The sequence below is a fragment of the Bradyrhizobium sp. USDA 326 genome (assembly GCF_049739485.1).
GTDB lineage: Bacteria > Pseudomonadota > Alphaproteobacteria > Rhizobiales > Xanthobacteraceae > Bradyrhizobium.
In genome coordinates this window covers 5,100,113-5,114,193 of sequence record NZ_JBMGQA010000001.1, presented here as the reverse complement: position 1 = coordinate 5,114,193, position 14,081 = coordinate 5,100,113, and the positions used below count along the sequence as shown (strand labels likewise).

Here is a 14,081-nt window from a genome sequence, read left to right as displayed (position 1 = left end):
ATTGCTACTCCTGCGCGTACCTGGCAGCCTGGGCTACCGCCCCTCGAACTTGCGCAGGTCGAGCCCGGCGCGGAACGTAAGCGAAATTGGTGAGCACGCTTCCGCTTTGCCCACCCTACGATATCGTCAGATCTTCCGGCCCGCCTGCTCCCAATAGGGATCGCGCAGGCGGCGCTTGAAGATTTTTCCGGAATCTTCGCGCGGCAGGCCGGTGCGGATCTCGATATGCTTGGGCACCTTGTAGTCGGCCAGATGCGCCTTCAGCGCGGCGCGGACATCGGACGCATCGAGCGTGACGCCCGCCTGCGGCTCGACCACGGCCATCAGCGCCTCGCCGAATTCGGCATCGGGGATGCCGAACACCGCGCAATCATGCACACCGGGCACGGCATGCAGCACGGATTCAATCTCGGCCGGGTAGATGTTGACGCCGCCCGAGATCACCATGTCGCGCTTGCGATCACAGATGAAGACGTAGCCGTCCTCGTCGATATAGCCGACGTCACCGGAGGTGATGAAGCCGTCGCGATCGATCTCGGCGCGCTTCTCCGGCTTGTTGTGGTAGGTGAAATCGGCAAGCTCGGCCATGCGGGAATAGATCTCGCCGATCTCGCCCACGCCAAGCATACGGCCGTCATCGCCGATGAAGCGCAGTTCGGCACCGGGCGATATCCTGCCGACGGTGCCAGGCTTCTTCAGCGCGTCCTCCGAGGTCGCAAACGTGACGGCGCTGGATTCGGTCGAACCGTAGAATTCGTAGATCACCGGCCCCCACCATTCGATCATGGCGCGCTTGACGTCGGCCGGGCACGGCGCTGCGGCGTGGATGACGTGGCGCAGCGAGGAGACGTCGTACTTCTTCCGCACAGCTTCGGGGAGCTTCATCAGGCGGATGAACATGGTCGGCACCATGAAGATGGTGTCCATCTTGTACCGCTCGATCGCTTCCAGGAATTCCGCCGCCTCGAAGCGCGGCATCAGCACCAGTACCCCGCCAAGCTTGCCGGCGCGGATGCCGAAGGAGTTCGGCGCGGAATGATAGAGCGGACCCGGCAGCAGCGCGCGGGCGCCAGGCTTTAGCCCATAGATCATCGCGCGCATGCGCTCGCCGGCGGCCTGCTGCTCCGGCGTCGGCGCGTTGCGGCGGACGCCCTTGGGATGGCCGGTCGTGCCTGAGGTGTAGATCATGTTCATCGGCTGCGGCACCACCGGGCCGTCATAAGGCTGGAATTGTACAAGCCAGGATTCGAAATCGATCGCGAAGTCCGGTGTCTTCAGATGATCGGGATCGATTTTGTAGTTGGACAGGATCTCCGGCGGCGTCGGCACGCTGAGCACGGTGACGCCGTTGGGGATCGCATCGCGCAGGGCGTGCAACATGTCGGCGTGTCCAATCAGCACGGACGTGCCGGTATCGCCAAGGATGTAGTTGATTTCCTCCGGCTTGAAGTGCCAGTTGATCGGCACGCCATAGGCCCCCAGCCGCATCGCGGCATAGGCGGCTTCCAGGAAGGCGATGTCGTTGCGCATCAGCATGCAGACGCAATCGCCCGGGCGGACGCCGAGTTTGGCGAGGCCGGAGGCGATGCGGTCGGCGCGGTTGGCGACTTCAGTGTGGGTGCGGCGGCGGTCGCCGGAGACGATGCCGAGGAAGTCAGACGTTTCGCTCATTGTTGTTTATCTTTGGTGTTGTGTTCGTCATTCCGGGGCGACGCGCAGTATCGAACCCGGAATCTCGAGGTTCCGGGTCTGGTCCTTCGGACCATCCCGGAACGACGGAGAGCGGATCAATCCGCAAACTTCGGCGCACGCTTTTCCAGATTGGCGCGCACGGCTTCGGTCTGGTTGGCGCTGCCGATCAGCTTCTGCTGCTCGACCGATTCCGCCAGCAGCGCCGGGCCCGGATCGACCGAGAGATTGTTCAGCATCCGCTTGGCCGCACGGATCGCATCGGGGCTCTTGCCGGCGATCTCGCGCGCGACTTCGAGCGCGGCAGCGCGCGGATCGTCGCAGATGCGCGTGGCAAGGCCGTAGGCCATCGCCTCCTGCGCTGAGAAGATCCTGCCGGTATAGGTGAGGTCGCGCAGGATGTCGTCGCGCACGAGCGAGGCCAGGATCGGCGTGCCCGCCATATCAGGCACGAGGCCCCATTTGATCTCCATGACCGACATCCGCGCGTCGGGGGTGAGAAAGCGCATGTCGGCGCCGAGCGAGAGCTGGAAACCGCCACCGAAGGCGACGCCGTGCACGGCTGCGATCACCGGTACCGGAAGTTGGCGCCATCCCCATACCGCCTGTTGCGGAAAGTTCGCCTGGCCGTGCGTGCGCTTGGTCAGGTCTCGATTTTCGCCACCCGGAATTCCGTTGCCGCCCTTCTCCTTCATGGCGGCAAAACGCCCCATGTCGAGACCGGCGCAGAAGGCGCGGCCCTCGCCTGACAGCACGACGGCGCGCACGCCTTTTTCCCTCGAAAGCCGGTCGGTTGCGGCGACGAGGGCCTCGAACATGGGCTGATCCAGCGCGTTCATCTTGTCGGCGCGCACCAGGCGCACATCAGCGACGCCTTCCGAGATCGAGATCGAGACGCGATCTTCCATGGATGAATTCTCCCCTGTTCTTGTTCGGTGCCGCTTTACAGAAAGCTGACGGACGGATTTAGTCAATCGACCAATTAACTGACAATCCCTACGGGGGAAACAGCCATGTTCAAGGAAAATCTTCTGGCCGGCCGGCGCATTCTCGTGACCGGCGGCGGCACGGGTCTCGGCAAGTCGATGGCGGCGCGCTTTCTCCAGCTCGGCGCCGACGTGCACATTTGCGGCCGGCGCAAGATCGTCTGCGACGAGACCGCGACCGAGCTGATGGATCTCCATGGCGGCCGCGTTACCAGCCATGGCGTCGACATCCGCAACGCGCTCGCGGTCGAGGAGATGGTGGAGAACATCTTCCGCGAGGCTCCCCTGACCGACCTCATCAACAATGCCGCCGGCAATTTCATCTCGCGGACCGAGGAGCTGTCGCCGCGCGGCTTCGATGCGGTTGCCAACATCGTCATGCACGGCACGTTCTACGTGACGCACGCTATCGGCAAACGCTGGATCGCGCTGAAGCAGCCCGGCAACGTCGTCTCGATCACGGTGACCTGGGTGCGCAACGGTTCGCCCTACGTGGTGCCGTCGGCGATGAGCAAGTCGGCGATCCACGCAATGACGATGTCGCTGGCGACCGAATGGGGCCGCTACGGCATCCGCCTCAACACCATCGCGCCGGGCGAGATCCCGACCGAGGGCATGAGCAAGCGCATCAAGCCGGGCGACGAAGCCGGCGCGCGCACCAGGGCGATGAACCCGATGGGCCGCGTCGGCACCATGGAGGAACTGCAGAACCTCGCGGTGTTCCTGATCTCCGGCGGCTGCGACTGGATCAACGGCGAGACCATCGCCATGGACGGCGCCCAGGCGCTCGCCATGGGCGGCAATTTCTACCAGCTCCGCGACTGGAGCGACGACGACTGGAAGACCGCGCGCGAGAGCATCATGGCGCAGAACGAGAAGGACCGGGCGAAGCGGGGGTGACGCTCTCTCGTGCCCCGGACGCAGTGCAGCGCGCCGCCTTCGGCGTGGTGCACTGCTGAGCCGGGGCCCAGATTTCTTGCGCGTGGATAGAATGGGCCCGGGCTCTGCAGCGCATCACTTCGTCCTGCGCAGCGTCCGGGACACGGAAGCACCACCGTCCTCGCCCATCTTGTCTTCACCCGCGGATGACGCCACACTCCCCGGCATAAGAACAAGACGCCACGGGAGAAACATGTCCATACAGCCATTGGCGAACCTCGCCGACATGGTGCGCGAGCGTGCGAAGAGCCGGGGCAGCGCCATCGCCTATGAATTCGAAGGCCGCACCACCAGCTTCGCCGAGTTCGACATCAAGACCAACAAGGTCGCGAACGCGCTCCTCGCGATGGGCGTGACGAAGGGCGACCGCATCGCCTATCTCGGCAAGAACAGCGACCTCTATTTCGAGCTCTTGATGGGCGCGATGAAAGCTGGCGTCGTGATGGCGCCGGTGAACTGGCGGCTCGCGGGCCCGGAGGTCGCCTTCATCGTCGAGGATTGCAGGGCGCCAGTGCTGTTCGTGGGTCCGGAGTTCATCACGCTGGTCCGCCAGATCCGGGACCAACTCCCCACCGTGCGCACCACCATCACCACCGAAGGCGGTGCGCCAGAATGGCAGGACTTTACGGCCTGGCGCGATGCGCAGAGCGGCGACGACCCGAAGGTGCCGATCGACACAAAGGACATCGCCATCCAGCTCTACACCTCGGGCACGACAGGCAGGCCGAAGGGCGCGATGCTGAGCCACGCGAACTTCCTGAACCTGGTGCAGACAGGCAATGCCGAGGACAAGCCGGAGTGGAACCGGTGGTCGACGGACGACGTCTCGCTGGTCGCAATGCCGATCTTCCACATCGGCGGCTCCGGCTGGGGCGTGATGGGACTCTATCACGGTGCTCGCGGCGTGATCGCGCGCGAGTTCGATCCGAGCAAGGTGCTGGATTTCTTCGAGCAGTCCGGGATCACGAAGCTGTTCATGGTGCCGGCGGCGATGCAATTCGTAGTGCGGCAGCCGCGCGCGAAAACCGTCGATTTCTCGCGGCTGAAGTACATGCTCTATGGCGCCTCGCCTATACCCGCGGCGCTACTGAAGGAATGCATCGAGATCTTCAAATGCGGCTTCGTGCAGATGTACGGCATGACCGAGACCACGGGCACGATCGTCGCGCTGCCGCCGGAGGATCACGTCGAGGGCCTCGAGCGGATGCGCTCGGCCGGCAAGGCGCTGCCGGGCGTCGAGATCGCGATCCTGGACGTGGACGGCAAGCCGCTGCCGCCGCGCCAGGTCGGCGAGATCGCGACGCGCTCGGGATCGAACATGGCGGGCTACTGGAACCTGCCGGAGGCAACCGCTGCGACGCTGCGTAGCGACGGCTGGCTGCGCACCGGCGATGCCGGCTACATGGACGAGGACGGCTATCTCTACATTCACGACCGCATCAAGGACATGATCATCTCCGGCGGCGAGAACATCTACCCCGCCGAGGTCGAGAGCGCGCTGTGCGATCACCCCGATGTCGCCGAAGCCGCGGTCATCGGCGTGCCCGACGACAAATGGGGCGAGGCGGTAAAGGCCGTGGTGGTGATGAAGCCGGGCAAGCAGGCAACCGCCGCCGACATCATCAACTTCACCCGGACGCGCATCGCCGGCTACAAGACGCCGAAGAGCGTCGAGTTTTTGCCGGCGCTGCCGCGGAATCCGAGCGGCAAGATTCTGCGGAGGCAATTGCGCGAGCCGTATTGGGCGGGGAAGGATCGAAGGGTGAACTAGCCTCGAGGCGCAGCCATCGAGACTACCTTCTTTGAGAGACGCTGGATTGCTTCGCTACACTCGCAAATGACGGAGGAGAGAGGCGTTGCTCTCTCCGCGTCATCGCGAGGAGCCCTTGCGACGAAGCAATCCAGACCACCTCCATACGAAGACCTGGATTGTTACCCTCGCCAACAGTCAATGCTTCCCCGGCCCCATGTAGCCGAACAGGAATCCCGCCACCTTCCGCATCTGGATCTCCTCGCTGCCTTCGGTGATCCGATAGCGGCGGTGGTGGCGGTAGATGTGCTCGAACGGCTTGTGGCGTGAATAGCCCATGCCGCCATGGACCTGCATGGCGCGGTCGGCGGATTCGCAACCGAGGCGGTTTGCCCAGTAGTTGCACATCGAGACACGGTCGGACAGCGTACGCTCGATCTGGTCCTCGGTGAGCTGGTCCATCTCCCAGGCGGTCTTGCGGATCAGAAGGCGCAGCATCTCGGCTTGCGTTGCGAGCTCGACCAGCGGGAACTGGATTGCCTGGTTCTCGGCGAGCGCCCGGCCAAACGGTTTTCGCTCGCGCGCGTATTTCACGCTCTCGTTGATGCAGTAGACGGCGGCGCCGAGCGAGCTTGCGGCCTGGCGGATACGGTTCTGGTGCACGAAGCACTGTGCCAGCGACAAGCCGCGGCCGACCTCGCCGAACAGCGCGTCCTCCGGCACGAACACGTCGGTGAAGCTGACGCGGGGATGGTCGGTCGGCATGTTGAAGGTCCACATGTACTCCTCGACCTTCACGCCATGGCTCTTCGCCGGCACCAGGAAGCAGGTGATGCCGCGAGCATCGCCGTCATTGCCGCTCGTGCGCGCGAACAGCGCGCAATGCGTGGCGACGTGCATGCCGGTGGTCCACATCTTCTCGCCGTTGATGATCCAGCCCTTGACGTTGTCGCGGGTCGCGGGCACCGCGCGTGTCTCCATGTGGGTCGCGTCCGAGCCGTGATGCGGCTCGGTCAGGCCGAAGGTGATGCGGTACTTGCCCCTGATCGAGCCGTCGATCATCGCCTTCTGGTCATCGCGGCCGTAGCGGTCGAGCATGGTGACGACGGGGAAGTTGCCGACGATGGAGTGCTCGTTCTGGAGATCGTTGTGCAGGCCGAGCCCCTTTGCGGCAAAATGCTCGCGGATCACGGCCATCCAGAGGTTGGAGCCGTCCTTGCCGCCATATTGCTTCGGCACCGGAAAGCGCAGGTGACCGGCTGCGTCGGCGAGATCCTTGGCTTTGCGCAGCAGCGCCTCCCATTCCTGACGCGGCAGGCCGCCATTCTCGAAATCGGTGCGCGCCCATTCGCGGCGGTGGTCGAAGAAGCGGATGTTGTCATCGGCCTCTTCCAGCGGCTTGATCTCGCGTTCGATGAAGCGGTCGAGCTCTCCCAGATAGGCGACGAGATCGGCAGGCAATGCGAAATCCACAGGTTCTCTCCCGGATTGATTTTGTCGTTTTGCGTTAAGGCGCTAGGGGCACTCATGCTTCGCACGATTAAGCGGAGAAGAGCGTGTGCAAGTCAAGCAAGGCGAGACGTGGGGCGCGCGCAAGGCGCACCAGCGCAATTCGATGGTGCTCTGCCGCCAACGCGCGGTAGTATGACGGCAATATTCCTTCACGGGAAAATGCGGGAGCGCGCGATGGAGCTGAAATTCTCAAAGGTGGAACGCAAGGGGCCGATCACGATCGTCACGCTGTCGCGGCCCGAGGTCTACAACGCGCTGCACACCGATGCGCATTTCGAGCTTCAGAAGGTGTTTGACGATTTCTCCGCAGATCCCGAGCAGTGGATCGCCATCGTCACGGGCAGCGGCGACAAGGCGTTCTGCGCCGGCAACGATTTGAAGTGGCAGGCGGCGGGGGGAAAACGCGGCTGGGACAAGGGCGGCTTCGCCGGTCTCACCTCACGCTTCGACTGCGACAAGCCGATCATCGCCGCCGTGAACGGTGTCGCCATGGGCGGCGGCTTCGAGATCGCGCTGGCGTGCGACCTGATCATTGCGTCGGAGAACGCGACCTTCGCCCTGCCCGAGCCGCGCGTCGGCCTCGCCGCGCTTGCCGGCGGCCTGCACCGCCTGCCGCGGCAGATCGGGCTGAAGCGTGCCATGGGCATGATCCTCACCGCGCGCCATGTCAGCGCCAAGGAAGGGCTGGAGCTCGGCTTCGTCAACGAGGTGGTGCCGCAGGGCGATGCCCTCAACGCCGCGCTGCGCTGGGCCGAGATGATCAGCAAGAACTCGCCGATGTCGATCCGGGCCTCGAAGCAGGCGATCCAGAAGGGGCTTGGCGTGTCGCTGGAGCAGGCGATCGAGGAGCAGCGCGAGTACCCTGCGGTGAAGGCGATGGTCGCCTCGCAGGACTACATCGAGGGCCCGAAGGCGTTCTCGGAGAAGCGGCCGCCGAAATGGGTGGGGAAGTGACCGCGCTTTGCTCGGTCATTCCACCTCTCAGGCGCGAACCCGGAATCCATTAAGCGTCAGAGACAGTGGATAAATGGATTCCGGGCTCGTCGCTTCGCGACGCCCCGGAATGACGGTGAGAGAGCTATCCGCTTCGGTCCAGCTCGCGCCTGTACGATGCGTAGTTCGGCTGATCCACCGCGAGCTTGTCCATCGTGGTCGCCCAGAGATGCTCGGCGAGACCGGGTGTCGCGAGATCGACTTCTCCCCTGGCGATGCGCTCGGCGAGCACGCGGTTGAGTTCGGCGATTGAGCCCTCCAGGCCGAGCAGCGCGCGCAGGCGCTCGATCTCCTTCGCATCGCTCTCATCCTCCCGCGTCAGCTGCCGCGTCACGAGATCGAGGATGTTGATGGCGACGCGCAGCTTGAAGGCCTGGTGACCCGAGATCAGCGGCGCGATGTCGTTACGGAGGAAATCGGCGACGGACTTGGTCAGCTCGATCGGGATCGGTTCGTCCTGCATGGTTCAGCTCCCGCGCGGCGCCAGCAGCCGCAAGAGATCGATCTCGGTCTCGCTGGCGCGGCGTCCGATCATGGCGCGCTCCATGGAATGATCGGGGCCCTCGCGAAAGCGCTGCATCATGCCGCCGCACATGATGCCCCAGCGCAGCGTGCCCATCACTTCCCAGAATGTCACGCGCGAGGGGTCGACCTTGCGGCCGGCCGCCTCGTAGCCCGCGAACAACTCCTCGCGTGTGCCAAAACCGCCGACAGGCTTGTCGATTTCGCCGAACCGCCAGGAATTGACGCAGACCCAGCCGAGATCCTCCATGGGGTCGCCGAGATGGGCGAGCTCCCAGTCGAGCACGGCGCGGACGCCGTCGGCGCCGATGATGAGATTGCCGTTGCGGAAATCGCCGTGAACCAGCGTGGTCTCGGCCGCGGGACCGGGATCGTGGTCGCGCAGCCAGCGCAGCGCCAGCTCGAACACGGGCTTGGGCCAGTTCAAACTGCGATAGTCGCGCTCAAACTCGGCGATTTCCTGGGTCGCGCCCCTTCTGCGCAGCTCGGGCAATTTGTCCTGCGGCAGCCTGTGAAGGGCTGCGAGAATGCCGCCGATCTGCCGCGCCAGCAGGGGCCGCGCCGCCGCGTACTCCTCATCGCGAAGAATCTTGCGCGCGATGGTTTCGCCCTCGACCCGCTGCATGATGAAGCCGGTGCCGAGATCGTCCTCGACCGTCAACACATGCAGCACGCGCGGCGACGGAACGCCGGCCTCGAAGGCGAGCTGCATCAGCTGCGCTTCAGCGGCAAGGCCTGCCGCGCGCGTTGGCGCCGCGCCATAGCCCTTCGGCGAGCGGCGCAGGATCGCGCCGATCGGCCCATCGGGATGCACGATATCGAAGCGCCAGGTTTCCTGGCTGGCGCCGCCGGACAGCTTTGCCGCGCCCGTGACGCCGCTTGCTCCGCTGCACCAGCGCGCGACGCTGCGCGAGAGCTCGGCCTCGATCATTTGCCCTTGAACTGCGCGGGACGCTTCTCGAGAAACGCGCCGACGCCCTCGCGAAAATCCTGGGTGTCGCCGGCACGGAGCTGGCACTGGAATTCGAGATTGAGCTGATCCTCGAAGGAATTTTCCGGGCTGTCCCAATAGAGCTTGCGGATCAGCGACAATGCGATGGTCGGGCCGCTGGCGAGATCGCGCGCGAGCTTCATCGCCTCTTCCATCAGCACGCCGTCGTCGTAGACGCGGTTGACGAGGCCCCATTCCAGCGCCTTCTCCGCCGGCAGCCGCTCGCCCATCAGCGACAATTCGATCGAGCGCGCCCGGCCGACGAGGCGCGGCAAGAGCCAGGTCGAGCCGCAATCCGGCACGAGGCCGATGCGGCGGAAGGCTTGCAGGAAATAGGACGAGCGCGCGCACAGGATCATGTCGCCGAGCAGCGCGAAGCTCATGCCGGCGCCGGCGGCGGGACCGTTGACCGCGGTCACGATCGGACAGTGCAGATTGCGGATGCGGCGCAGGAAAGGGTGGAAGCCGGTTTCCAGCGTCAGGCCGGCCTTGGTCTTCTTCGACTGATTGTTGCGGCCCTGGAGATTCGCACCCGTGCAGAACGCGCGGCCCGCGCCGGTCAGCACCACGCAGCGCACCTCGTCCTTCTTCTCCTCGATCGCATCGAGCGCCTCGGCGAGACCCCCCAGCATGTCCACGGAGACCGCGTTCATCACCTCCTGATGGTCGAGCTTGAGGACCGCGACGGCGCCATCGAAATCGAGCGTGACGTGTTTGAACTGCATGGTTTCCTCGTCAGTTGCGACCCGCGATAGTTTCGCAGACCGGAATTACTTTGCCGGGGCGCATATTTGATTTTTGTCGCGACCTTGTCCATGGTGATCGGAGCATAGCAAGCAATCTTGTGCGCAGCGGCTGATACGCCTCATGCCAGGAAGTCTTGTCAGGAACAGGAAACGCGCCATGAACCTTTTCGACCTCACCGGCCGCGTGGCCGTGATCACCGGCGGCAATGGCGGCATCGGGCTCGGCATTGCGCAGGCGCTCGCGGCGCAAGGCTGCAACGTCTCGATCTGGGGCCGAAATGCCGACAAGAACAAGTCCGCTGCCGCGAGCATGGCCGGCCTTGCCGGCAAGGTCGACACCCGCGTCTGCGACGTCACCGACCCAGCCTCGGTCAATTCCGCGATGAAGGCGACGCTCGACACGTTCGGCCGGGTCGACGGCTGCTTCGCCAATGCCGGCATCGGCGGCGGCGGACGGCGCTCCTTCATCGAACGCACCGAGGAGGAATGGCGCACGATGTTCGCAACCAACCTCGACGGCGTGTTCCACGCGTTCCAGGCCGCGGCGAAGCACATGACCGAGCGCGCCAATGCCGGCGATCCCTTTGGCCGCCTCGTCGCGACCTCGAGCCTCGCCTCGATCTTCGGCACCGCGCGCAACGAGCACTATGCGGCGACCAAGGCGGCGATCAACGCGCTGGTACGCGCGCTCGGCGTCGAGCTGGCACGCTATGGAGTCACCGCCAATGCGATCCTGCCAGGATGGATCAAGAGCGACATGACGGCAGGGCTCATGGCCAACGACAAGTTCGTCGCCAACGTCATGCCACGCATTCCGATGCGGCGCTTCGGCGAGGCATCCGATTTCGGCGGCATCGCGGTGTATCTGATGAGCAAGGCGTCGTCGTATCACACTGCCGATACGTTCGTGATCGATGGCGGCTATACGGCGTTTTGAGATCTCGCAGGGTGGGCAAAGGCGCTCCTGCGCCGCGCCCACCATAAGCCCTGCGAGTGTGGTGGTGGGCACGCTGCGCTTTGTCCACCCTGCGGTTTCTGTTTGTGAGCGCAGAGGGAACGGGCAAATGTTTTCACACGTCATGATCGGCACCAACGACCTCGACAAGGCCAAGGCGTTCTACGACAAGCTGCTCGGCACGCTCGAAGTGCGGCCGGCCAGGGTCGACGGCCATCGCATCTTCTACATCACCAAAACCGGCGTCTTCTCGGTCTCGAAGCCGATCAACGGTGAACCGGCAACCTGCGCGAATGGCGGCACGATCGGCTTTGCCTGCAATTCCCCGGAGCAGGTCGACGCCTGGCACGCGGCTGGTATCGCAGCCGGCGCAAAATCCATCGAGGATCCGCCCGGCATTCGCCAGGGCCCGGGCGGCCAGCTCTATCTGGCTTACCTGCGCGATCTCGACGGCAACAAGATCTGTGCCATGCATCGGATGCCGGCGTGAGGCCTCGGACTCTCCTCGTCATTGCGAGGAGCTCTTGCGACGAAGCAATCCAGACTGCCGCCGCGGTAAGATTCTGGATTGCTCCGCTGCGCTCGCAATGACGGAGTCGTGAGGATCTGACGGCGCTCAACCCACTCGCGCCGCCCCATTCAAACAACATTTCAAACGACCTCGCGATATTGCATCGCGTGGCATGGCTCGCGTGACAAAAGCGCGCTCGCACTTTGGCGGCGCTGCGACTATTCTTGCGCTCAACACATTCTAGCGCCCCGGGAGGAACAATGACAAAACACACCTACATTCCCCGCACCACCAACTACACGCTCAATCCCGGCGACGAGCTCAACGATCTCAGGATGTCGGACCAGGTCCGTCCACTCTATGACCACGTCAAGAAGTTCATCCGCGACACCGTCGAGCCGATGTCGATCGAATTCGCCAAGGCGGGCGAAGGCAAGGAGGATCGCTGGAGCTTCACGCCAAAGCAGCTCGAGGTGCTGGAGAAGGCCAAGAACAAGGCCAAGCAGGAGGGCTTGTGGAACTTCTTCCTGCCCGATGACGAGACCGGCCAGGGCCTGAAGAATCTCGACTATGCCTATATCGCGGCCGAGCTCGGCAAGAGCCCGCTGGCCTCCGAGACCATGAACTGCTCGGCGCCCGACACCGGCAACATGGAGGTGCTGGAGCGCATCGGCACCAAGGAGCAGAAGGAGAAGTGGCTGAAGCCGCTGCTCAACGGCGAGATCCGCTCGGCCTATGTGATGACCGAGCCGAACGTCGCCTCCTCCGACGCCAAGAACATCTCGACCACCGCGAAACTCGTCGGTGACGAATGGGTCATCAACGGCGAGAAATATTACATCTCCGGCCTCGGCGATCCCCGCTGCAAGATCCTGATCGTGATGGTGAAGACCAATCCGGATGCGGCGCCGAGCAAGCAGCAGTCGCAGATCCTGGTGCCGCGCGACACGCCCGGCGTCGAGGTGCTCGGGCCCATGTACGTGTTCGGCCAGGACCACGCCCCGCGCGGTCACATGCATATGCGCTTCAACAACGTCCGCGTGCCGAAGGAGAACATGCTGCTCGGCGAAGGCCGCGGCTTCGAGATCTCGCAGCTCCGCCTCGGCCCGGGCCGCATCCATCACTGCATGCGCACCATCGGCAAGGCAGAGAAGGCGCTCGACCTCATGGTGCAGCGTGGCCTCACCCGCGAAGCCTTCGGCAAGAAGATCGCCCATCTCGGCGGCAACATGCAGATCATCGCGCAGGCCCGCTGCGAGATCGAGGCGATGCGGCTGATGGTGCTGAAGGCCGCCAAGGCGATGGACGTGCTCGGCAACAAGGAAGCCCGCGTCTGGGTCTCCATGGTCAAGGCCATGGTGCCGGAGCGCGCCTGCAAGATCATCGACCAGGCGATCCAGATGCACGGCGCCACCGGCATCTCGCACTGGACCCCGCTGGCCGAAATGTACCAGGACGTGCGCCACCTGCGCTTTGCCGACGGTCCGGACGAGGTGCACTGGATGGTGGTCGGCCGGCACGAGCTGAGCATGGCGTGATCTCTCCTCGTCATTCGCGGGCTTGACCACTGCATCCATCGAAGAGAACATTTCTTCGGAATTGATGGATTGCCGGGTCAAGCCCGGCAATGACGACTTGCCCAGGAGCCATCATGGACTACGCCGCCAGCGACCTGACGCCACGCGAGCGCTACAAGGTGCTGACCTCCTTCATTTTGCCGCGGCCGATCGCGTGGGTGACCTCACTCGGGCCGACCGGCGTGGTCAACGCCGCCCCGTTCAGCTTCTTCAACGCATTCTGCGAAGATCCGCCGCTCTGCATGTTCGCGGCGAACCGCAAGCCGAACGGCGAGGACAAGGACACGTTCCTCAACATCCAGCGGACCGGCGAGTTCGTGGTCAACATCGCCGACGAACCGCTGGCAAGAGCGATGCACGAGAGCAGCGGCGATTTTCCGCCTGAGATCGGCGAGCCCGACCATCTCGGGCTGAAGCTCGCGCCATCGACCAAGGTCGCCGTGCCGCGGCTCGCCGACACGCCCTGGGCGATGGAGTGCAAGCTCTGGAAGATGATCGACGTCAATAATGATCGCCGCCTGATCATGGGCGAAGGCATCCACTTCCACATCCGCGACGAACTGTGGGATCCCGAGGCGATGCGGGTGCACATGGACCGCTATCACCCGATCGGCCGCATGTTCGCTGACCGCTATTGCCGCACCGATGACCGCGTGGTTTTCCCGGCGGCGGAAGGTGTAAAGACGAGTTAGCCGTCGCGCCGCCTGCGCGGGACTATCGCCTCAATGCGTCGGGGCGAGCAAGCGCCTCGTCCTTCGAGACGACCGCTTCCAGCGGTCTCCTCGGGATGAGGTTCATTGGCATCGAGCCCGCCGAAACTGCTGGCGCGAACTCCGTCCTCATCCTGAGTCCCCAGCGCCGAAAGCGGACGCTGCACATGGAACCATGAACCACCTCAGACGACGCCTGA

The 14,081-nt window shown here is 64.2% G+C and carries 13 protein-coding genes; 7 read left to right on the top strand and 6 right to left on the bottom strand.

Features of this window, described 5'->3' with window-relative positions; genetic code table 11:
• Window positions 1-126 precede the first annotated feature (126 nt).
• Window positions 127-1,671, bottom strand: a complete 1,545-nt coding sequence (locus ABIG06_RS24090) for an acyl-CoA synthetase (RefSeq protein WP_124160721.1) — start codon at window positions 1,669-1,671, stop codon at window positions 127-129.
• Between the two features lie 116 nt (window positions 1,672-1,787).
• Window positions 1,788-2,597 (bottom strand): crotonase/enoyl-CoA hydratase family protein, encoded by an 810-nt coding sequence (locus ABIG06_RS24085; RefSeq protein ID WP_124160720.1) that lies wholly within the window; start codon window positions 2,595-2,597, stop codon window positions 1,788-1,790.
• Between the two features lie 105 nt (window positions 2,598-2,702).
• Between ABIG06_RS24085 and ABIG06_RS24080 the strand changes: the two genes are divergently transcribed.
• Together ABIG06_RS24080 and ABIG06_RS24075 are read left to right on the top strand one after the other, a co-directional pair.
• Window positions 2,703-3,575: an SDR family oxidoreductase gene (locus ABIG06_RS24080; RefSeq protein WP_124160719.1), complete on the top strand. Its 873-nt coding sequence runs from the start codon at window positions 2,703-2,705 to the stop codon at window positions 3,573-3,575.
• Between the two features lie 232 nt (window positions 3,576-3,807).
• On the top strand, window positions 3,808-5,385 hold the full coding sequence (locus tag ABIG06_RS24075) for a fatty acid--CoA ligase (protein WP_124160718.1): 1,578 nt from the start codon (window positions 3,808-3,810) through the stop codon (window positions 5,383-5,385).
• Window positions 5,386-5,562: 177 nt separating this feature from the next.
• Here the strand turns inward: ABIG06_RS24075 and ABIG06_RS24070 are convergent, their stop codons facing one another.
• Entirely contained in the window at window positions 5,563-6,837 is a 1,275-nt protein-coding gene (locus tag ABIG06_RS24070) for an acyl-CoA dehydrogenase family protein (RefSeq protein ID WP_124160717.1), read from the bottom strand.
• 213 nt (window positions 6,838-7,050) lie between these two features.
• On the opposite strand from ABIG06_RS24070, the gene ABIG06_RS24065 reads away from it, so the two are divergent.
• Window positions 7,051-7,830 carry an enoyl-CoA hydratase-related protein gene (locus tag ABIG06_RS24065; protein ID WP_124160716.1) on the top strand — a complete coding sequence of 260 codons (780 nt, stop codon included), beginning with the start codon at window positions 7,051-7,053 and terminating at the stop codon, window positions 7,828-7,830.
• A gap of 124 nt (window positions 7,831-7,954) precedes the next feature.
• On the opposite strand, the gene ABIG06_RS24060 is transcribed toward ABIG06_RS24065, so the two are convergent.
• The 3 genes from ABIG06_RS24060 to ABIG06_RS24050 are packed head-to-tail and all read right to left on the bottom strand — an operon-like array spanning window position 7,955 to window position 10,107.
• Window positions 7,955-8,332: a DUF6285 domain-containing protein gene (locus tag ABIG06_RS24060; RefSeq protein ID WP_124160715.1), complete on the bottom strand. Its 378-nt coding sequence runs from the start codon at window positions 8,330-8,332 to the stop codon at window positions 7,955-7,957.
• 3 nt (window positions 8,333-8,335) lie between these two features.
• The gene (locus ABIG06_RS24055) at window positions 8,336-9,322 is read right to left on the bottom strand and encodes a phosphotransferase family protein (protein WP_124160714.1); all 987 of its coding nucleotides are present in this window, start codon (window positions 9,320-9,322) and stop codon (window positions 8,336-8,338) included.
• On the bottom strand, window positions 9,319-10,107 hold the full coding sequence (locus ABIG06_RS24050) for an enoyl-CoA hydratase/isomerase (protein ID WP_124160713.1): 789 nt from the start codon (window positions 10,105-10,107) through the stop codon (window positions 9,319-9,321). The genes ABIG06_RS24055 and ABIG06_RS24050 overlap by 4 nt, the downstream gene beginning before the upstream one ends.
• A gap of 178 nt (window positions 10,108-10,285) precedes the next feature.
• Here ABIG06_RS24050 and ABIG06_RS24045 point away from each other — a divergent pair, with 178 nt between their 5' ends.
• From ABIG06_RS24045 to ABIG06_RS24030, 4 genes are all read left to right on the top strand, one after another.
• Window positions 10,286-11,065, top strand: coding sequence for an SDR family NAD(P)-dependent oxidoreductase (locus ABIG06_RS24045; RefSeq protein WP_124160712.1), 780 nt, complete (start codon window positions 10,286-10,288; stop codon window positions 11,063-11,065).
• A gap of 127 nt (window positions 11,066-11,192) precedes the next feature.
• The gene (locus ABIG06_RS24040; RefSeq protein WP_124160711.1) at window positions 11,193-11,573 is read left to right on the top strand and encodes a VOC family protein; all 381 of its coding nucleotides are present in this window, start codon (window positions 11,193-11,195) and stop codon (window positions 11,571-11,573) included.
• A 281-nt stretch (window positions 11,574-11,854) separates the two neighbouring features.
• Window positions 11,855-13,132 carry an acyl-CoA dehydrogenase family protein gene (locus tag ABIG06_RS24035; RefSeq protein ID WP_370138846.1) on the top strand — a complete coding sequence of 426 codons (1,278 nt, stop codon included), beginning with the start codon at window positions 11,855-11,857 and terminating at the stop codon, window positions 13,130-13,132.
• Between the two features lie 113 nt (window positions 13,133-13,245).
• On the top strand, window positions 13,246-13,863 hold the full coding sequence (locus ABIG06_RS24030; RefSeq protein ID WP_124160709.1) for a flavin reductase family protein: 618 nt from the start codon (window positions 13,246-13,248) through the stop codon (window positions 13,861-13,863).
• The last annotated feature ends 218 nt before the right edge of the window (window positions 13,864-14,081 follow it).